This window comes from Amycolatopsis sp. (genome assembly GCF_035546795.1).
GTDB lineage: Bacteria > Actinomycetota > Actinomycetes > Mycobacteriales > Pseudonocardiaceae > Amycolatopsis_E.
The window spans coordinates 1-18,914 of sequence record NZ_DASZWC010000005.1 but is presented as its reverse complement, the minus strand read 5'-3'; the positions used below and the strand labels follow the sequence as shown (position 1 = coordinate 18,914).

General features: G+C 71.1%; 21 protein-coding genes. All 21 read left to right on the top strand.

All coding sequences use genetic code 11. The annotated features are described in order from the left end of the window. Window positions 1-23 precede the first annotated feature (23 nt). Window positions 24-1,019: an NAD(P)-dependent alcohol dehydrogenase gene (locus VHD82_RS06525; RefSeq protein ID WP_325698058.1), complete on the top strand. Its 996-nt coding sequence runs from the start codon at window positions 24-26 to the stop codon at window positions 1,017-1,019. A 52-nt stretch (window positions 1,020-1,071) separates the two neighbouring features. Beyond that, window positions 1,072-1,296: a hypothetical protein gene (locus tag VHD82_RS06520; protein WP_325698056.1), complete on the top strand. Its 225-nt coding sequence runs from the start codon at window positions 1,072-1,074 to the stop codon at window positions 1,294-1,296. Window positions 1,297-1,455: 159 nt separating this feature from the next. Then, entirely contained in the window at window positions 1,456-2,340 is an 885-nt protein-coding gene (locus tag VHD82_RS06515) for an ABC transporter substrate-binding protein (protein ID WP_325698054.1), read from the top strand. A gap of 2 nt (window positions 2,341-2,342) precedes the next feature. Next, complete coding sequence (locus tag VHD82_RS06510; RefSeq protein ID WP_325698052.1) at window positions 2,343-3,032, top strand: amino acid ABC transporter permease; 690 nt, start codon at window positions 2,343-2,345, stop codon at window positions 3,030-3,032. 52 nt (window positions 3,033-3,084) lie between these two features. Next, window positions 3,085-3,813 carry an amino acid ABC transporter ATP-binding protein gene (locus VHD82_RS06505; protein ID WP_414637466.1) on the top strand — a complete coding sequence of 243 codons (729 nt, stop codon included), beginning with the start codon at window positions 3,085-3,087 and terminating at the stop codon, window positions 3,811-3,813. Window positions 3,814-3,817: 4 nt separating this feature from the next. Beyond that, window positions 3,818-4,519: a GntR family transcriptional regulator gene (locus VHD82_RS06500; protein ID WP_325698048.1), complete on the top strand. Its 702-nt coding sequence runs from the start codon at window positions 3,818-3,820 to the stop codon at window positions 4,517-4,519. A 31-nt stretch (window positions 4,520-4,550) separates the two neighbouring features. Next, on the top strand, window positions 4,551-5,771 hold the full coding sequence (locus VHD82_RS06495; protein ID WP_325698046.1) for a pyridoxal phosphate-dependent aminotransferase: 1,221 nt from the start codon (window positions 4,551-4,553) through the stop codon (window positions 5,769-5,771). Further along, window positions 5,768-6,817: a mandelate racemase/muconate lactonizing enzyme family protein gene (locus VHD82_RS06490; RefSeq protein ID WP_325698044.1), complete on the top strand. Its 1,050-nt coding sequence runs from the start codon at window positions 5,768-5,770 to the stop codon at window positions 6,815-6,817. The genes VHD82_RS06495 and VHD82_RS06490 overlap by 4 nt, the downstream gene beginning before the upstream one ends. Beyond that, window positions 6,814-7,962: an ArgE/DapE family deacylase gene (locus VHD82_RS06485; RefSeq protein WP_325698042.1), complete on the top strand. Its 1,149-nt coding sequence runs from the start codon at window positions 6,814-6,816 to the stop codon at window positions 7,960-7,962. The genes VHD82_RS06490 and VHD82_RS06485 overlap by 4 nt, the downstream gene beginning before the upstream one ends. Then, the gene (locus VHD82_RS06480) at window positions 7,959-8,741 is read left to right on the top strand and encodes a carbon-nitrogen hydrolase family protein (protein WP_325698040.1); all 783 of its coding nucleotides are present in this window, start codon (window positions 7,959-7,961) and stop codon (window positions 8,739-8,741) included. The genes VHD82_RS06485 and VHD82_RS06480 overlap by 4 nt, the downstream gene beginning before the upstream one ends. Next, on the top strand, window positions 8,722-9,870 hold the full coding sequence (locus VHD82_RS06475) for a Xaa-Pro peptidase family protein (protein ID WP_325698038.1): 1,149 nt from the start codon (window positions 8,722-8,724) through the stop codon (window positions 9,868-9,870). Before VHD82_RS06480 ends, VHD82_RS06475 begins: the two co-directional genes overlap by 20 nt. Then, window positions 9,867-10,283: a RidA family protein gene (locus tag VHD82_RS06470; protein WP_325698036.1), complete on the top strand. Its 417-nt coding sequence runs from the start codon at window positions 9,867-9,869 to the stop codon at window positions 10,281-10,283. Before VHD82_RS06475 ends, VHD82_RS06470 begins: the two co-directional genes overlap by 4 nt. 75 nt (window positions 10,284-10,358) lie before the next feature. After that, a complete protein-coding gene (locus VHD82_RS06465) occupies window positions 10,359-11,486 on the top strand; it encodes an AAA family ATPase (protein WP_325698034.1) in 1,128 nt (375 codons plus the stop codon). Next, complete coding sequence (locus VHD82_RS06460; RefSeq protein WP_325698032.1) at window positions 11,483-12,325, top strand: DUF7192 family protein; 843 nt, start codon at window positions 11,483-11,485, stop codon at window positions 12,323-12,325. Before VHD82_RS06465 ends, VHD82_RS06460 begins: the two co-directional genes overlap by 4 nt. Before the next feature lie 63 nt (window positions 12,326-12,388). Then, a complete protein-coding gene (locus tag VHD82_RS06455; protein ID WP_325698030.1) occupies window positions 12,389-14,155 on the top strand; it encodes a serine/threonine-protein kinase in 1,767 nt (588 codons plus the stop codon). Between the two features lie 75 nt (window positions 14,156-14,230). Further along, window positions 14,231-15,034: an FHA domain-containing protein gene (locus tag VHD82_RS06450; protein WP_325698028.1), complete on the top strand. Its 804-nt coding sequence runs from the start codon at window positions 14,231-14,233 to the stop codon at window positions 15,032-15,034. A gap of 63 nt (window positions 15,035-15,097) precedes the next feature. Further along, window positions 15,098-15,331, top strand: coding sequence for a hypothetical protein (locus tag VHD82_RS06445; RefSeq protein WP_325698026.1), 234 nt, complete (start codon window positions 15,098-15,100; stop codon window positions 15,329-15,331). 28 nt (window positions 15,332-15,359) lie between these two features. Further along, window positions 15,360-16,298, top strand: coding sequence for a YihY/virulence factor BrkB family protein (locus tag VHD82_RS06440; RefSeq protein ID WP_325698024.1), 939 nt, complete (start codon window positions 15,360-15,362; stop codon window positions 16,296-16,298). A 43-nt stretch (window positions 16,299-16,341) separates the two neighbouring features. Next, window positions 16,342-17,853 carry a molybdopterin-dependent oxidoreductase gene (locus tag VHD82_RS06435; protein ID WP_325698022.1) on the top strand — a complete coding sequence of 504 codons (1,512 nt, stop codon included), beginning with the start codon at window positions 16,342-16,344 and terminating at the stop codon, window positions 17,851-17,853. Between the two features lie 87 nt (window positions 17,854-17,940). Further along, window positions 17,941-18,597 (top strand): fasciclin domain-containing protein, encoded by a 657-nt coding sequence (locus tag VHD82_RS06430; RefSeq protein WP_325698020.1) that lies wholly within the window; start codon window positions 17,941-17,943, stop codon window positions 18,595-18,597. A gap of 134 nt (window positions 18,598-18,731) precedes the next feature. After that, window positions 18,732-18,914, top strand: a 183-nt coding sequence (locus tag VHD82_RS06425) for a helix-turn-helix transcriptional regulator (protein WP_325698018.1), incomplete at its 3' end; no start/stop codon positions are given.

The following is an 18,914-nucleotide window of genomic DNA, read 5'->3' as shown; positions in this document are numbered from 1 at the left end:
TTGCCGAGACCGGGGAGATCCGCATGAAGGCGATCGTGCAGGAAACCTATGGCGCGCCCGAAGTGTTGCACGCGGCCGAGGTGCCACGGCCGGAACCAGGCCCGCACGAGGTGCTCGTCGCGGTGCGCGCGGCGGCGGTCAACGCGGCCGACTGGCACATCATGCGCGGCGACCCGTTGGTGGCGAGGCTGCTGAGCCCGGCGTATTTCGGCCGCACCGGGCCGAAAGCCAGGATCCGGGGGCGGGATTTCGCGGGCGAGGTGGTGGCTGTCGGCGCGGAGGTCACCAGGTTCCGTGTCGGCGACGAGGTGTTCGGGGATCTGGGTGGCGCGGACGGGGCGTTCGCCGAATACGTGTGCGCGCCGGCGGCGCTGATGGAGCGTAAACCGATGGACCTGAGTTTCGCGCAGGCGGCGGCGATACCGCTGGCGGGGACGACGGCGCTGGCCGGTCTGCGGGACGCGGCACGAGTGCGGCCCGGGCAGCGGGTGCTGATCAACGGGGCTTCCGGTGGCGTCGGCACTTTCGCCGTGCAGCTGGCCAAGCACTTCGGCGCCGAGGTGACCGGGGTGTGCCGCACCCGCAACCTGGATCAGACACGCTCGCTCGGCGCGGACCACGTCATCGATTACACCGAACGCGATTTCACCCGCGAACCCGAGCGTTACGACGTGCTGTTCGACCTGGTCGGCAATCATTCGCTGACCGCGCTTCGACGGGCGCTCACCCCGGCGGGCACGGTGGTGCTGTCCGGCGGCGGAGTGTCGAAGGGCGGCAGCGTGATCGGGCCGATGGGCCTGATGCTCAAAGCGCAGGTGCTCGGCCGGTTCGTCGAACAGCGCGTCGTCATCCTGTCCACGCGGCCCAGCAGCGAGCACCTGGCCGAGCTGCGCGAGCTGGCCGGATCCGGCGCGCTCGTGCCGGTGATCGACCGGACCTATCCGCTCGAGGAAGTCCCGGAAGCCATCCACTATCTGGAAACCGAGCACGCGAGGGCCAAGGTCGTCGTAAAACTGTAGCCAGGCCCGCCTTTGGCACACTGGAGTGCATCAGCGTCGAAGGAGCAAGGCCATGACCGAAGAGCCGGAGTACACCGAGGCCGGGGTGCCGAGCTTCGACTACGTGCGCGACCGCATCGAGAACCGGATCGCCACCGCCGCCGGGGCCGGGGAACTGCCCGCCGAAGCCGCCGAAACCGCTTCGCTGGACGAGCAGATGGCGGAGCGGGCGAGAGTGGCCAAGGACAAGCTGGCCGAGATCAGGCGCTCCCTGCACCCGGAACAGCCCCCGGCCTGATAGTTACCGAACGTGACAGGTCATCGGATCGTCACCTGATCGGAGCGACCGCAATCCGCTGTTAACAGCTCGGCAACGGGCTCGAATCGATCGCAACGCAGACTTCTGTCAACTGTTTACAGATTCGATTTACCTCGTAAGACAGCATAGGGAGCTCGTGTGGGATCTGGTAAGACGCGTTTTTTCGCGGTCGCCGCGGCGGCCTTGCTCGCGGTCACGACGTCCGCCTGCGGCAGTTCGGGAGCCACCTCCTCGTCACCCGCTGTCGTCGCGCCACCGAAAAACCTCATCGCCTCCGGCACCCTCAGCTACGGCACCGCGGCGACCTTCCCGCCGTTCGAGTCGAAGTCGGCGGGCGGTGACCTCGAGGGCTTCGACATCGACATGATCACCGCGCTCGCCGGCTCGATGGGACTGGGCACCAAACCCACCGACATGGATTTCGACGGGCTCATCCCGGCGCTGGCCGGTAAACGCGTCGACATCATCAACTCCGCCATGTACATCAACGACGCCCGGGCCGCCAAGGTCGACTTCGTGCCGTACCTGGTGATCGGCGAATCGCTCCTGACGCCGAACGGCAACCCGAAGCACATCGCGCAGATCCCCCAGGATCTCGCAGGCAAGACGATCGCGGTGACACGCGGTGCGATCGGCGAGACCTACATGAACGAGTACAACGACCAGCTGCGGCAGCTGGGCCTGCCGACGATGACCGTGATGAGCCTGCCCACCAACCAGGACGCCATGCTCGCCGTGCGCTCCGGCCGGGCCGACGCGTTCGACACCTCCACCCCGGGGGCGGCGACCACGCTCGCCAAGACCGGGAACACCTTCACCGTCGCGGCCACCTTCAAGAACGAGACCAAGATCGGCATCGCCGTGCGCAAGGGTGACACCGGCACCGCCACGGCGATCCAGAACGCGCTCGACCGGTTCGTCCGCTCCGGCGACTACGACAAGCTGCTCGCCAAGTACCAGATCCCGGCGGATTCCAGCCTGTTCAAGACCACGCCGTCCTCGACCGCGCCGACGGGAGGCTGACGGTGGGCATCCTCGACCGGACCTTCTCCAGCTCCTTCCTCTCCGCCACCCTGCTCACCTTCGAGCTGACCGTGCTTTCGATGCTGCTGGGCGTCGCCGGTGGCGTAGTGCTCGCCCTGCTCAAAAGCGGCCCGGCCCCGGTGCGCTGGCTGGTGGACGGCTACGTGTGGCTGTTCCGCGGCACCCCGGTACTGCTCCAGCTGATCTTCGTGTTCAACGTGCTTCCGTTGTGGGGCTTGAACTTCACCCCGTTCACCTGTGCGGTGATCGCGCTGACCCTCAACGAGATCGCCTACATGGCCGAGATCGTGCGCGGCGGGCTGCTCGGCGTGGACAACGGGCAGCGCACCGCGGCACACATGCTCGGCCTGTCGGAGCTGAAGATCCTGCGCTGGGTGGTGCTGCCCCAGGCGCTGCGACTGATCCTGCCACCGACCGGCAACCAGTTCATCGGCATGCTGAAAACCTCCGCGCTCGCGTCGGTGGTCAGCGTCGGCGACCTGATGCTCACCGCGCAGCGGCAGGCGGCGGCCGACTTCGACTACGTGTCGGCGCTGTGTGCCGCCGCCCTCCACTACCTGGTGCTGACCACGGTGTTCACCCTCGTCCTGCGGTGGGCCGAACGCCGGTTCGACGTGACCCGGCGCGCCGCCGCCCGGCGCACGAAGCGACCCGCCCCCGCGGCGGCCTGAGGAGAGGCAGCGGATGAACGACCTCAAGCTCGCCCCGCCCGAAACCCCGATCGTGCTGGAGGCCCGCGGCCTCGGCCGCAGCTACCACGGCAGGCCCGTGGTGTCCGATGTGGACCTCGCGGTGCCCGCCGGGCAGACCGTGGCCGTGCTGGGCCCCTCCGGCGCCGGCAAGTCGACGATGCTGCGCTGCCTCGCCGGTCTCGAACCGATCCAGACCGGCAGCATCGGTTTCCAGGGCAGGCCGCTGTCCGAGGCCGGCGGCAGGCCGCGGTCCTTCGGCGGCCGGATCGGCATGGTTTTCCAGCAGTTCAACCTGTTCCCGCATCTGACCGCGGTGCAGAACGTCGCGCTGGCCCCGGTGCGGGCGCGTGGCACCGCGAAGGAGCAGGCGCGCGCCGAAGCCGTCGCGCTCCTGGACCGGGTCGGGCTGCCCGAGCATCGTGACCACTACCCGTTCGAGCTCTCCGGCGGGCAACAGCAGCGGGTGGCGATCGCCCGTGCGCTGGCGATGCGGCCGGAGCTGATGCTCTTCGACGAGCCGACTTCGGCGCTGGACCCGGAGTTCACCCGCGAGGTACTGGCCGTGATGCGGGACCTGACCGAGGACGGGATGACGATCCTGGTGGTCACGCACGAGATGGACTTCGCGCGGCGCAGTGCCGACCGGGTGGTGTTCATGGCCGAGGGCCGGATCGTGGAGGACGGTCCGGCCGCGGCGACGCTCGACCATCCGCGACACGAGCGGACACGCCAGTTCCTGGCGCAGGTACTGGGAGAGTGACCGGATGCCGAACACGCCTCCCGTCATCCCGCTGAGCCTGCGCAAACAGGACTGGGCATACCAGCAGCTACGCGAACGCATCCTGACCGGCAAGCTCACCCCCGGCGAGCAGCTCAGCCAGGAAGGCCTGGCCACCGAACTCGGCATCAGCCGCGGGCCGCTGCGCGACGCGCTGTCCCGGCTGGCGAGCGAAAACCTGGTGGTGGACCGGCCGCACCAGAAGTGGACGGTCACCGACGTTTCCGCGGCCGACGCCCGCGACATCTACAACGGCCGTGCCGCACTGGAAAGCATGTTGGGCGCGGCCGCCGCGCAGGCACCCGGCGCACGCCGCGAAGGCTGCGACGATCTACTGGCCGATCTGCTCGACCGGCAGCGCGCCGCCGCGGCGGCCGGCGACCTGAGCGAGCTGCGCGCGCTGGACCGCCGGTTCCACGACACCATCTACGGCCTTGCCGGGATGCCGGCGACGATGGCGGCGCTCGATCACCTCCGGGCCAAGAGCGACCGCTACATCGCGTTGTACCTGGCCGATTCCGGCCGCGCGCACGCGTCGCTCCAAGAGCACGCCGGAATCCTCGCCGCGTTGCGTGCGGGCGAAGCCGAAGAGTCCGCCGCACGCACCAAGGCCCATGTACTCGGCGGGCTCGGCCCGCTCATCGGATCCCTGGACGGCCAGCCGGCCACCCTGACCGAAACCCTTTGAAACACCGAGAAGGAACGAGGAGCAAGCGATCGTGCCCCACCTGCCCGAGGCCATCACCCGCCTGTCCATGCCGGAGTTGTCCGGCACGCTCGGCATGTCCCTGCGGGACGCCGAACGCGAGCTGGAGAACGCGCCGGGGCGCGGCCCGCTGCTCGACGCGACCTACGCCGACACGCACCGGTTCCCGGCGCCCGGCTGGGCCCTGCCCGCGTTCACCGAGGCGGCGTCCGGCGCCGGGATGACCTACACCCCGTACCGCGGTGACCGTCCGGTGCGGGAAGCCGTGGCGCACAACGTGTCCACCGTGCTCGGCGTGCCCGCGACCGGGCAGGCCGACGTGATCCTGACCCCGGGCACGCAGGGCGCGCTGTTCGTCGCGCTCGCGGCCATCCTCTCCCCCGGCGATCTGGTGCTGCTGCCCGATCCCGACTACCTGTCCACCGAACGGATGCTGCGGTACTTCGGCGCCCGCGTCCGGCGGATCCCGATGATCTGGCCCGGCGAAAGCGAAACCGGCCGCGGTGCCCGGCCCGCACTCGACCTGGCCGAACTGGAGCGGGCCGCCGCGGAGAAGCCCCGGCTGATGGTGTTCTCGCATCCGAACAACCCCACCGGCGCGATCTACGGTGAGGACACCATCGCCGCGATCGCCGCCGCGGCCCAGCGGCACGATTTCACCGTGATCGCCGACGAGCTGTACTGCCGGCTGGTGTACGAAGGCGAGCGCTTCCACCACCTCGCGGCGCTGGACGGGATGGCCGAGCGCACGGTGACCCTGCTCGGCCCGTCGAAGACGGAATCCCTTTCCGGCTACCGGCTCGGGGTCGCCGCCGGGCCGAAGGCGCTGGTGGACGCGATGGAGGACGTGCAGTCGGTGACCGCGTTGCGGGCCCCCGCGTACGCGCAGCACCTGCTCTCGCACTGGATCGCCGAGGACGGCGAGTTCCTGGAGCGGCGGCTGGTGGAGTACCAGGCGCTGCGGGACGTGACGGTCAAGAAGATCAACGCCTCCTCCGTGCTGCGGGTCAATGCCAGCTACGGCACGGCCTACGTCTTCCCGGAGGTGCTTACCGGCGCGAGCGACCAGGCGATCGCCTTGGCGCTCAAGGAAAAGGCGGGCGTCGTGGTGAACCCCGGCTACCAGTTCGGCGGTGCCGGCGCGGGTCACCTCCGGCTCTGCTTCGCCCAGGACGAGGCGGCCTGGGACGCGGCGCTCGACCGGATCATCGACGTAATCGGTTCGCTGGCGTGAAGATCGCCGAAGCCGGCTTCCGGGTCACGGGGCTGCCCCTGCGCCGGAAGCTCCGGCACGCCGGCACCGACACCGGCGAGCTGACCGAGGTCTTCCTGCGGGTCCGGCTGGCGGACGGGCACGTCGGCTGGGCCGAGACCCGCGGGAACGGCGCCTACGCGACCGGCTGTTCGACGGACACGATCGTCGCCGCGCTGCGCACGCCCGGCTGGCAGGACACCGCGCGGCTCGCCCGCAGGTGCCCGCCGGCGGCCATGCTGGTGGACATCGCGAGCCGGGACGCTGCCGCCCGTGCGCAGGGAATCCCTTTGTGGGCAACGCTTTCCGACAGTCCGGCGCCGTCTTCGCTGCCGACACACGCGGCGATCGCCTTCGGCACGGAGACCCAGGCCGCGCACCTCGCCGACGCCGCGGTCCGGGACGGGTTCGGCCGGATCAAGATCCGGATCGGCGGCGATCCCGCGGTGGACCGCGCCAGGGTGACCCGGGTGCGCGAGGTCGCCGGGCCGTCTGCCGTGCTCGCGGTGGACGCCAACGGCGGCTGGGACACCGGGACGGCACTCGCCGCGGCACGCTGGCTCGCGGACCTGGACGTCGCGTGGTTCGAGCAGCCCGTCACGGACCTCGCATCGATGGCGGTAGTACGAGCCGGATCCCCGATCCCGGTGTGGGCCGACGAATCCGTGCGCGACGCGGAATCCGTGCGTGCGGTGGCCGAACTGGGCGCCGCCGACGGCGTGCACCTCAAACTGGAGAAGGCCGGCACGGTGGACGTGCTCGCGGCCGCGATCGAAACGGCCCGGCGGCACGGTCTCGACGTCGGCCTCGGCCAGATGGACTGCGGCAGGCTGGGCTGCGTCACCACCGCGCAGCTGGCCGCCGGGCTCGGCGTGCCGGTGGCCGAACTGTGGGGCTGCGCCAACGTCGAACGCGACGTGACCCCCGGGCTCGAACTGCGTGACGGCGCCGTGCCGCTGCCGGCCGGGCCCGGCCTCGGCCTTCGCCCCGAACTGGACACCACCACCCCGATGAGGATCGATTCATGACCCAACCCGAAGTCGTCGGCCTGCTCACCGCCATGGTCGGCTGCGATTCGACCACCCCGACCGGCGAGGAGGCCAGTACCGCGGCACTGCTCGCGGACCACCTTGCCGCGGCCGGATTCGAGACCGAGACCGAAACACTCGCGCCGGGACGGGTGAACCTGACCGCGCGCCGCCGGTTCGGCGACGGCCCGTCGATCATGCTGAACTCGCACCTCGACGTCGTGCCGGCGGGTGCGGGGTGGACCAGCCCGCCGTTCGAACCGTCCATTCGCGACGGACGGCTCTACGGCCGGGGTTCGGCCGACGCCAAGGGCCCGCTCGCCGCGATGGCCTGCGCCGCCGCCGGGCTCGCCCGCGATCCCGGCGGGTTCTCCGGCGAGATCGTGTTTTCGGCCGTGTCACAGGAAGAGGGTGACTCGATGGGCGCGCGGCGCCTGGTGCCCGCGCTCGCCTCGGCGGGCAGGCTGCCCGACGCGGTGATCGTCGGCGAGCCGACCGGGATGCGCCTGCTCACCGCGCACAAGGGTTCGGTCCGGCCGGTCATCGAGGTCGTCGGCGTGGCCGCGCACGCCGCGACGCCGCAGTTCGGGGTCAACGCCGTCAACGCGGCCGCCGTCGTGCTGAGGCGGCTGGAGGACTACAGCGCGGCGCTCGCCGGGCGGGTACATCCGCTGCTCGGCGCGGCCACCTGCACACCGGTGCTCATCGAAGGCGGGGAGGCGCCGAACGCGGTGCCGGAACGCTGCCGCATCACGCTCGACCGGCGCCTGCTGCCGGACGAACCGGCGGAGTCGGTGCTCGCCGCCATCGATGAGATCCTCGCCGCATACAACGAGAGCGGACTCGGCAAGGCATCCATTGTGGACTGTGCACCGAGTACGGGCGGCCCGTCGGAGACACCGGCGGAGCATCCGTTCGTCGTGGCGTGCCGCCACGCGCTGGCCGCGCACGGGGCGAACGACACGCTCGGCGGGCTGACGGTGAACTGCGACATGACGCATTTCCGGGCGGCCGGGGTACCCGCGCTGGTGTGCGGCCCCGGCAGGCTGGAGGTGATGCACGCGGTCGACGAGCACGTGGTGCTCGACGAACTGGTGGAGTCGGTGGGCCTGTACCGGGCGATGCTGATCGGGGCGGCGGCTTGAGGATCGCGCTCGGGCAGCTGGCCGGCCGCCCCGGCGACCTGCGCGCCAACCTGAACCGCGCGGCCGGGCTGGTGCGCGACGTCAACACTGACGTGCTCGCGTTCCCGGAGCTCTTCGCGTGCGGATACGACCTGGACGCCATCGCGGCGGACCCGGCGTGGTCGCTGACGCCGGCGGCGCTCGGCCCGCTGGCCGAAGCGGCGGCCGAGACCGGAACCTGGGTGCTGCTCGGTGCGTCCGTCGCCGCCGAGGGAAAGCCACGCAACGCGGTGGTGGTGCTCGGCCCGGACGGCACTGTACGCGGCCAGTACGACAAGAACCACTTGTGGGGCACCGAAAAGCAGGTCTTCGAACCGGGCAGCGGCCTGCTCATGCTCGACGTCGCCGGAGTTTCGCTGGGGCTGGGCGTGTGTTATGACGCCGGTTTCCCCGAACCGGCGCGGGCCTACGCCAGGGCGGGAGCACACGCGGTGCTGTTCTGTTCCGCTTTCGCGACCGGCCCCACCGAACACCGTTACCGCGTGTACCACCCGGCCCGCGCGCTCGAGAACACCATCTACACCCTCGTCGTCAACGCTGTCGGCGAAATCGCCGGCGAACGGTACTTCGGCGAAAGCGGCGCCTGGAGCCCCTCCGGGCAGCGGCTGATCACCGCGGGCCGCGGTGAGGATGTGTCCATTGTGGAGGTATCCGCCGCCGAAGTCGCCCGCACCCGCGAACACCTGACCTATCTCACCGACCTGTCTGCAGGAGTCGATCATGTCGCCCGTATTTCCTGAGTCCGAGTACGACCGGCGCCTCGCCACCTTGCGCGAGACGTTGCGGGCCGAAGGACTGGACGCCGTCGTGGTGCACACGCCGGAGAACGTGTGCTATCTGTCCGGGCACGCGACCCCGGGCTACTACACCTACCAGTGTCTCGTGGTCACCGCCGACGGCGAAGCCGCGCTGCTGATGCGGCAGACCGAGACCGAGAACGCGCTGGCGACCACGTATTTCAAGCGCATCAACGGGTTCCCGGACAGTGCGGACCCGATCGCGGCGACCGTGGCGTTGCTGGCGGAGCTGGCACCGGGCGCGCGGGCGGTCGGGATCGAGGCGAAGTCGTGGTTCCTTCCGCCGGAGTCGTTCCTGCGCCTGCGATCGCTGCTGGCGGAGGCCGGCGCGGAGACGACGCATATCGACGGTGCGCTCGCCGCGGCGCGACTGATCAAGTCGCCGGCGGAGGTCGAGCGGATCCGGCTGGCGGCGGCGAGTACGAACGCGGGGATGGCGGCCGCCGCACGCGCCGCCGTCCCTGGTGCGAGTGAGCGCGCCGTGGCGGCGGCGACCTTCGGCGCGCTTGTCGAGTCGGGTTCGGAGTACTTCGGGATGGAGCCGTTCGTGGCGTCCGGGCCACGTGCCGGCACGATCCACGCGAGCTGGTCGGACCGGGTCATCCAGCGAGACGAGGCCGTGCTGCTGGAGATGTCGGCGACGCGCGGCCGCTACAACGCGCCCTTGATGCACACCGTGTGGACGGGCGAACTGCGTGGTGACGCGGCGGCGATGGCGCAGGCGTGCGCGGAGGCCCGTGCCGCCGCGCTGGCCGAGGTGCGGCCGGGTGGTTCACCCGCCGCCGCGCACGCCGCGTGCAAGGCCGCGATCGCCGACGCCGGCCTCGCGCACACTTATCGCAAACGCAGCGGGTACTCGGTGGGCATCGCCTTCGCGCCGGACTGGGGCGAGGGACACCTGCTCTCGCTCGGGGAGAACGAGGAGAAGCGGTTCGAGACCGGGATGATCGTGCACGTCGTGCCCACCCTGCGCATCGGCGGCGTGGCCGGGGTCGGCCTGTCGGCGACGGTACTGCTCACCGCGACCGGGCACGAAGTCCTCACGGTATGCGAAATCGGGCCACAGCTGTGAGTGAGGTCGTCGCTGCCGGGGACTACGCCACCGCGCGGGTAGCGGGCGGGCTCGTGTTCACCGCCGGGATGACCCCGCGTGCACACGGTGGCGTGCTCGACCCTGGCCGCGTCGAGGAAGTGGGCGCGGCGCGAGCCCGGGAGCTGGCCGGGCTCGCGGCTTCGCGGGCGGTCACCGCGGCCCACGAAGCCGCCGTCGCGGCAGGGTTTTCCCTTGACAGCGCGGTAAGTCTCACGGTGTACCTGCGAACGGCCGCGGACTTCACGGGACACAGCGCGATCGCCGACGGGGCCACCGAAACACTGCGTGCCGCGCTCGGCGGTCCCGCCCCGGCGCGGGCCGCGATCGGCGTGACCTCGCTGCCCGCCGGGGCCGCGGTGGAGGTCTCCGCCGTCTTCACCACGCACGGCTGAGCATTCCGGGACCCCTCCCTGGCCGGTACCGCTAGAACTCGCCGCACCAGGTAACCGCGTCTGACGGAGGCACCCTTGCGGGCGAGCACGAGGACAGAGATCGAGACAATCGCACAGGAAGCGGCGCGGATGGCGCTGCGCCGCGGCAACGTGCGCAAGATCGCGGGGCAGATGGTCGCGTCGGCGGTGAGCAGGCAGGTCGCGGCGCAGACGACGGAGATCGACGAGCGCACGCGCGCCATGCTCGACAAATCGGCCAGCGAGGCTGTCGCGGGCCACGCCGCGAAGCTCCCGGGCGCGACCGAGGTGTACTCGGTCGCCGAGCGCGCGGTGGCCGACGCGATCGCGGCCGCCGAGCCCGAGGTGCTCGAGAAAGCCCGTGACGCAGCGGAAAAAGCCGTCGCCGGGTTCGCGCCGCCGGTGGTCAACGTGGTGCTGCCGGACCGGCGCGAGGTGGAGCTGCGGGGCGACTCGCACCGGGTGCTGCCGGAGGTGCTGATCGCGTTGCACGCCCGCTGCCACGTACTGCTCGTCGGCCCGGCGGGCACCGGGAAATCCATGCTGGCCAAGCAGGTCGCCGAAGCGCTCGCGCTGCCGTTCCAGGCGCTTTCGGTCGGCCCGACCACCCCGATGAGCAAGGTGTTCGGCTACTACGACGCGCACGGCCACTACCACGACACCCCGTTCCGCCGCGCGTTCCAGGACGGTGGCGTGATGCTCCTCGACGAACTGGACAACGGCCACCCCGGCCTGCTCGCCGAGCTGAACCAGGCGCTGGCGCTGGGCACCTGCGCGTTCGCCGACGGCATGGTCGACGCGCATCCCGACTTCCGGCTGGTCGCGACCGGCAACACCTACGGCAGCGGCGGCGACCGCACGTTCGTCGGGCGCCAGGCACTGGACGCGGCCACCCTCGACAGGTTCATCGTCATCGACGTGCCGATCGACCCCGAGCTGGAGAAACGCATCGCGCTCGCGCACGCGCCGTCGCGGCGCAAGGAGGCGCAGGAACTGCTGGAAAAGGTCTGGCAGCTGCGCGCGACGGCCGAGGAGAAGAACCTGCCGGTGATGTTCTCGCCCCGTTCCAGCATCGACGGCGCGAAACTGCTGGAAGCGGGCGCGACCCCGGATCAGGTGTTGCGGTGGCGGGTGATCCGCGGTCTGTCCGAGACGCACCTGAGCGCGCTCGGCATCGGCGCATGACCGAGTACGTGCTGCCCCCGATGATGTCGTGGCACGAATTCCTGCGCGCCGCCCAGCGCCCGGAAACGGTGCCCGGCGGCAGCGGCCGGGGCGCGTCCGCGGAGTGGGCGGGCGCCACCTGGGACGAGGCCATGCGCCTCGCCGTCGACGGCTGGCCGCTGGCGCTGCGGGAGGCCCGGGTGAGCGTCGGTGATCTGCGGGAACGGGCCGGCCTGCGGTCGGTGACCACCTTGGAACCGACCTGGGATGTCACGGGCAGCGAGGTCGACGTCGGCGCCTATCTCGCGGGGGTGCCCGAATGCATGGTCGACGCCGTGCCGCGCCGGACCTCGACCCGCGGCCGGGTGGTGTCGTTCCTGATCCCGGCCGGCTATTCGTTCGAGACGCCGCATGACGAGATCCGCAACCGCGGGCTGGCGCTGGCCACCCTGTGCAGCGCGATCATCGATGCCGGGCACAGCGTCGAAATCTGGTCCGGGGACACGGGTATGACCGGCCCCGACTTCGACCGGCGCTACTCGGCGGTGGCCAGGGTGATCTCCTCCGGCGAGCCCTTCGACGTGGGCAGGCTGATCTTCGCGGTCGCCCACCCGGCGATGTGCCGCCGGTTGTGGTTCTCCGTCTGGGACGCCTGCGACGAGGAACTTTCCCTGACACTGCGCGAAACGAAGTACGGCCGCCCGCCGTTCACCTGCGAACCCACGGACCTTCCGCCCGAGGTGACGGACCCGTACGTCTTCCCCTACCTGCGCCCGGGCGATCCACAGTGGAGCGATCTGGACACCGCGCTGGACTGGTGTCACACCATGTTCGCCGACCTCGGTTTACTGGAAGCCTGACGCTGCGCGAGGCACCTGCCCTAGGCTGACCGGCGGCGCACGGATCGGCTATGCGGAGGCATCGTGCAGGCGGGGCATTGGGTGGCGGGCCGGTACCGGCTCGACGCGGAGATCGGGTCCGGCGGCAACGGCACCGTCTGGCGGGCGACCGACCAGGAACTGGACCGGGTGGTGGCGCTCAAGCACGCGCTGCCCTCCGGCCGCGGCCCCGGCGCGGAGCGGCTCCGGCTGCTGCGCCGCGAGGCGCGGATCCTGGCCAGGATCAACCATCCGCACGTGGTCACGATCTTCGACGTGCTCGTCGACGACGGCGAGTGCTGGCTGGTCATGGAGTACGTGGACGCACCCGGCCTCGGCGAGCTGGGCAAGGTCGAGCCGCGGCGCGCGGCGGATCTCGGCGCGCAGCTGGCCGACGCGCTCGCGGCCGTGCACGAGGCGGGCGTGGTGCACCGCGACATCAAGCCCAGCAACGTCCTCGTCACCGCGGACAACCGGGCGAAACTGGGCGATTTCGGGATTTCCCGGGTGGTGCACGGGGATGTGACGGCCACCGACACCGGGCTGCTCGCGGGCACGCCGGGTTATGTCGCGCCGGAGGTCGCCTCGGGCGGCGAACCCACCCCGGCCTCCGACGTGTTCTCCCTCGGCGCGACGCTGTTCGCCGCGGTGGAAGGCGTCTCGCCGTTCGGCAGGGCGGCGAATCCGCTGGTGCTGTTGCGCCGGGCCGCCGACGGCGAAATCGCCGAACCCACCGAAAACGAGCTGACCCCGGCGCTGTCCGCGCTGATGGCCGTCGCCCCCGCGCGGCGGCCGTCGGCGGCGGACGCCGGGCGGATGCTGCACCGGATCGCGGGCACTCCCGCGCCGGCGCGCCGGAAAAGCCGGAAGGGGCTCATCGCGGTGGCCGCCGCGGCGATCGTGATCGTGGCGGCGGCGTCGGTGTGGCTCACCACCGGCGGTGACGACGGAACCGCCGCGCCCGCGCCACCAGCTCCGCAACCGGTATCGCTGATCGGCGACGCGCGGAGCGCGGATCCTTGCGCTCTCACGGATTCCGCCGCGCTGACGAAGTACGGCGACGCGCACCGGGACCCGGATTACGGCAACTTCGACCGCTGCGACGTGATCGTGGCCGGCGCCGACGACAGCGAAGTCGACGTGAAAGTGCAGCTGGACCGGGGCCAGGCGCCGGCCGGCCCGGTGCAGACGGCCGGCCGGATCGGTGTGCTGCGCGAAGCCGCCGACGGCGACGAATGCGACCGCACCCTGATCCTGCCCGGCACGGATCTGGTGCGGGTGAGCACCCAGCAGAACGGGGACGGTCAGGCGGATCTGTGCGCCATGGCCGAAACCGCGACCGGCAGCGCGCTGGCGGTGCTGAACCGCGGCCCGGTACCGCGCCGCACCACGCCAGCGGCGGCCACGTCACTGATCGATGTGGACGCCTGCTCGCTGCTGGACGCCAACGCGCTCAACGCCTTCCCCGGTGTGGACGCATTGCACCCGGAGGAAGGGTTCGGCGGCTGGAAGTGCCGGTGGAACAGCACGACGAGTTCGTCCACGCTCATCGTCGGCTTCGACCGGAACCGGCCGCTGAACGCCGAAGACGGCAGGCCGGTGATGATCGGCGGGCACCACGCGTTCGTCGAGCCCGACGAGTACGACGTGGACACGTGCATGGTCGAGGTGGAACACCGGCAGTTCACCTCGGTCACCGGCTCGGCGGTCGTGGAGCTGCTGCAGGTGGTGATCACCGGGCCGCAGCCACGCGAACAGCAGTGCGACCTGGCGACCAGCCTGACCGCGCCGGCGGTGGCGAAACTGCCCTGACCAGCCCGGGAGGGGTCCCGGGCCTGCGGTGGCAAGCTGGCCTGGGAGCTGGAACCGTGTCTTCGGGAGGTCGACATGCGGAACACGCTGCGAGTGGCGGGCGGGCAGCGGCTGGCCGCCGGGCACGACAGCCTCGCCTTCGGCGTGGGTGATTCGGCGCCCGGCACGATCCACGCGCTGGCGATCGGCGGCGGTATCACGGCCGGGCCGCGCGAGGGGCGGATGATCCTGTTCGGCCGCAACAAACCCGAGGTGCACGTGTGCGTCGGGGAGAACGACCGGCGGGTGAGCCGCAGCCACGGCCTGCTGACGCGGCGTGCGCAGCGCTGGTGGGTCAGCAGCACCGGCAGGCTTCCGGTGCGGCTGCCCGGTTCGCGGCTGCTGTTCACCGACGACGAGCCGGTGCCGCTCGCCGACGGGTACACGCCGCTGTTCGTGGGCGGTTCGCAGGGGCGCGAGCATCTGCTGGAGCTGTTCGTCACGAGCTCGGAGGGGTCTCGGCCACTGTCCCGCCACGAGGAGGAGACACAGCCGCCGAAGACGTGGAAGCTGTCGCCGGCCGAGCGGCTCGTGCTGATCGTGCTCGGCCAGCGGTATCTGCTGCACGAGGCGTACCCGCAGCCGCTGTCGTGGCGCCAGGCGGCCGATCATCTGGCGGACCTGCAGCCGGACGCGAACTGGGGGCCGAAGAAGGTGGAGCATCTGGTCGCGGCGGTGCGCACCCGGCTTTCGCACGACGGTGTGACGGGCCTGACCAGGGACGAAGTGGGCGAGCCGGTGGGCAACATGCTGAACCACAACCTGGTGCGCGAGCTGATGGAGAGCACCACGCTGGTGCCGCCGGACCTGCGCGCGCTGGATCACCCCGGCGAGGTCTGAGCCGTGCCCCGCCCGCGCCGGGCTGCCATTGGATGCGTGACGAACGGCAAGTAGCCTGGCCTCGTGGATCGGTTCGAAAGCGACAAGGCGGCGTACCGCCGTTTCGTGCGCACGCACCATCCCGACGTAGGCGGCGATCCGGAAGTTTTCGCCGCGGGCGTACGCCGGTTCCAGGCCGCCCGCGAGCGCCCCGACGCACCGATCGTTTTCGTCACCCGCCGTCGTGGGCTGCCCTGGGTGCTCGCCGCCCTGCGCGCCCGCCACCGCCGCCGGCGCCGTCCGCCCCGGGTCCGCTGAGGCTGGACAGTCCATGATGGGGAGGCGGATGCGCCGCGCCGGCGCGCTGGCCGGGCGGTGGGCGTGGTTCGGCCGCGCGGCGGTCACGCTGGCGCGGTACCGGGAGCGCGACGGCGACCACTACGCGGCGGCGGTCACGTTCTTCACGCTGCTGTCCCTGGTGCCGCTGCTGATGATCGTGGTCGCGGTCGCCGGGTTCGTGCTCGCCGGCGACGGGCTGCTGCTCGCCGAACTGGACAGGCTGCTCGCGCAGGCCCTGCCGGCGCTGGTGAGCGACCAGATCGGCGGCATCCTGCGCACGGTGATCGAGGAACGCGGCAGGCTCGGCGTCGTCGCGCTGGTGGTGTCGCTCTACTCCGGCTGGAGCTGGATCTCGAACCTCCGCGACGCGGTGACGGCCATGCTCGGCGAACCACGTGAGCCGAAACCCTTGCTGCGCACGGTTTCGGCGGACGTGGCGACGTTGCTGGGCATCGGCGTGGCGCTGGCCGTGTCGTTCGGGCTCGCCGCGCTGACCGGCATCGCGGGCGGATGGGTGCTCGCCCGCACCGGCCTGTCCGGCACGTTCAGCGCGCATCTCGTGCTCGTCGCCGGTTCGCTGCTGCTCGGCCTGATCACGAACTGGCTGGTGATCGCCTGGTGCCTGGCCAAGCTGCCGCGCCGGCGCCGTCCGCTCGCCGCCGGGCTGCGGGCCGCCGCCGTCGCCGCGGCCGGGCTCGGCGCCCTGCAACAGGCGGGTGGACTGTACGTGCTGCTGCTCGGCCACTCCCCCGCCGTGACCGTGCTGGGCGCGATCGTCGGCCTGCTGCTGTTCGTGTACCTGATCGTGCGCTGGCTGCTGCTCGTCACGGTGTGGACGACGACGGGCGAGTCGTCCGGCGGCGGTCCCGGCGTCGGCCAGGCCGGGGCCACCCTGGCGATGGGCGCTTCGGCGGGGCTGGCCATCCGCACGCTGTCCGGACACTGAAACCCGCACCAATACCTGCGCGCCCCGGCTCCGAATGCCAGGCATGACCCAAACCGTGAGGCGTGTTCCCGCGGCGTTGTGCGGCGTACTCGCGTTGCTGGCAGCGCTCGCGGCCGGGCATCTGGTCGCGGGGTTCATCAGCGTCAACGCCTCGCCGTACCTGGCGGTCGGCAACGGCGCGATCGACCTGACTCCGTTGCCGCTCAAGGACTTCGCCGTGCGCACGTTCGGCACGAACGACAAACTCGTGCTGCTTTCCGGAATGGCGCTGGCACTCGTGGCCGCCGCCGCCGCGGCCGGTCTCCTTTCGCGCCGTTCGCCGTGGCCGGGCACGATCGTGATCGCGTTCTTCGGTGTCGTCGGGTTGTTCGCGGTGTACGAGCGCCCCGATCTCGACGCGCTCGCCTTGCTCGCGCCGCTGGCCAGCCTGGTGACCGGGGTGCTGGTGTTCCGGCTGGCCCACCACGCCGCCACGATCCCGAAAACGCAGTCACGACGGTCCTTTTTGGTCGCTGGGCTCGGCGTGCTCGCCGGTTCCGCGCTCGCGGGCGTCGGCGGCCGGCTGATCGGCTCCGCGCGCGACGCCACGGCTTCACGTGCCGCCGTCGGCCGCCTCGTGCCCGCCAGGACGGCGCCCGCCATCCCGGCCGACGCGGATTTCGCCAAGCTGGGCGCTCCGGCGTTCCTCACGCCCAACCCGGAGTTCTACCGGGTGGACACCGCGTTGACGGTACCGCAGGTGCGCACCGAGGACTGGAGCCTGCGCATCCACGGCATGGTCGACCACGAACAGCGGTACAGCTACTCCGACGTCCGGAACCGGCCTTTGGTGGAGCGCACGATCACGATGACGTGTGTGTCCAATGAGGTCGGCGGGCCGTACGTCTCGACGGCGAACTTCATCGGCGTCGATCTCGCCGACCTGCTCGAAGAAGCCGGTGTGCGGTCCGGTGCCGAGCAGCTCTATTCGTCCAGTGTGGACGGTTGGACCTCGGGCAGTCCGGTGCCGGCGGCGCTGGACCGCGGCCGCGGCGCGATGCTCGCACTGGGCATGAACGGCGAACCGTTGCCGCTGGACCACGGTTTTCCAGCCCGCCTGGTGATTCCCGGTCTTTACGGTTACGTGTCGGCCACGAAGTGGGTCACCGATCTGGAGGTCACCACCTGGGCGGCGCGGCAGGCCTACTGGCTCAAACGCGGCTGGGGCCGGCTCGGGCCGATCAAGACCGAGTCCCGGATCGACACCCCGAAGGGCTTCGCCACCGTCGCGGCCGGGACGGTGCGGGCGGCGGGGATCGCGTGGGCGCAGCACACCGGGATCGCCAAGGTCGAGGTGCGGGTGGACAACGGCGCCTGGCAGGACGCGAACCTGTCCCACCAGGTCAGCCTGGACACCTGGCGGATGTGGTGGGCGGAGCTGAACGTGCCGCCCGGCCCGCACCAGATCTCCGCCCGTGCGACCGACCGGAGTGGATACACCCAGACGCAGGATCGCGCCGGCACCGTGCCCGACGGCGCGACCGGCTGGCACACCGTCACGTTCACCGCGAAATAGTCCGCCCGCACACCAATCCGCGGGCACGGGCAGCGCGAATTCCCTTTGAGAACAACGAAACCGTAAATCCGAAGTGGAGTGATTGTTGTGAAGACCGTCCGCCTGGCCGGGATTGCTTTGTCCGCCGCGGCCGCGCTGTCCGTGGCGGCCTGCGGCAGCGGCACCAGTGACAGTTCGAACGCCGCGGGCTCCTCGCCGCTGGCCCCGTCGAGCGCGCCGATGTCCAGCGCGGCGATGAGCAACGGGGTCACCACGAACGCCGACGTGTTCGGCCCCGCGTGCAGCCAGCTGCCGCAGGGCAACTCGCCCGGTTCGCTGGACTCGATGGGCCCCGAGCCCGTCGCTTCGGCCGCGAGCACGAACCCGTTGCTGACCAAGCTCGTCGCGGCGGTGAAGGCGACCAACCTGGTCGACACGCTCAACAGCCAGCAGGCGATCACCGTGTTCGCGCCCGCCGACGCCGCGTTCGACAAGCTCGGCGACGCGAAGTTCACCGAGCTGGCCCAGAACCCGGGCCAGCTCGCGCCGATCCTGCAGTACCACGTGCTGCCCCAGCGCTACGACGCCAAGGGCCTGCAGGCCGCGGGCAGCGTGCAGACACTGAACACCGACGGTGGCCCGGTGAAGATCGAGGGCACCGGCGACGCCATGACGGTCAACGGCGCCAAGGTGCTCTGCGGCAACATCCCGACCAAGAACGCCACCGTCTTCGTCATCGACACCGTGCTCACCCCGGGCCGGTAAAGGGCCCGGCATGAGGCGCCCGGCCGCGCGCGGCCGGGCGCCTCGCTGCTGCCCGGTGCGCCCCGGCGCGTTCACCGGAAACACCGCGCACTGCCGCGGTCATGCTTGTCGGTCCGACGTGTGGCCGAGGAGGAATGAGCATGTCCGCCGATCCCGGTGGCCCGCACCGTCCGATGGCGCGGCGGATGATCCTGGGGACGCAGTTGCGGCGCTTCCGCGAGGTCGCGGGCATTTCCCGGGCACAGGCCGCCTGGGAGATCCGCGCTTCGGAATCCAAGATCAGCCGGATGGAACTCGGCCGCGTCGGCTGCAAGGAA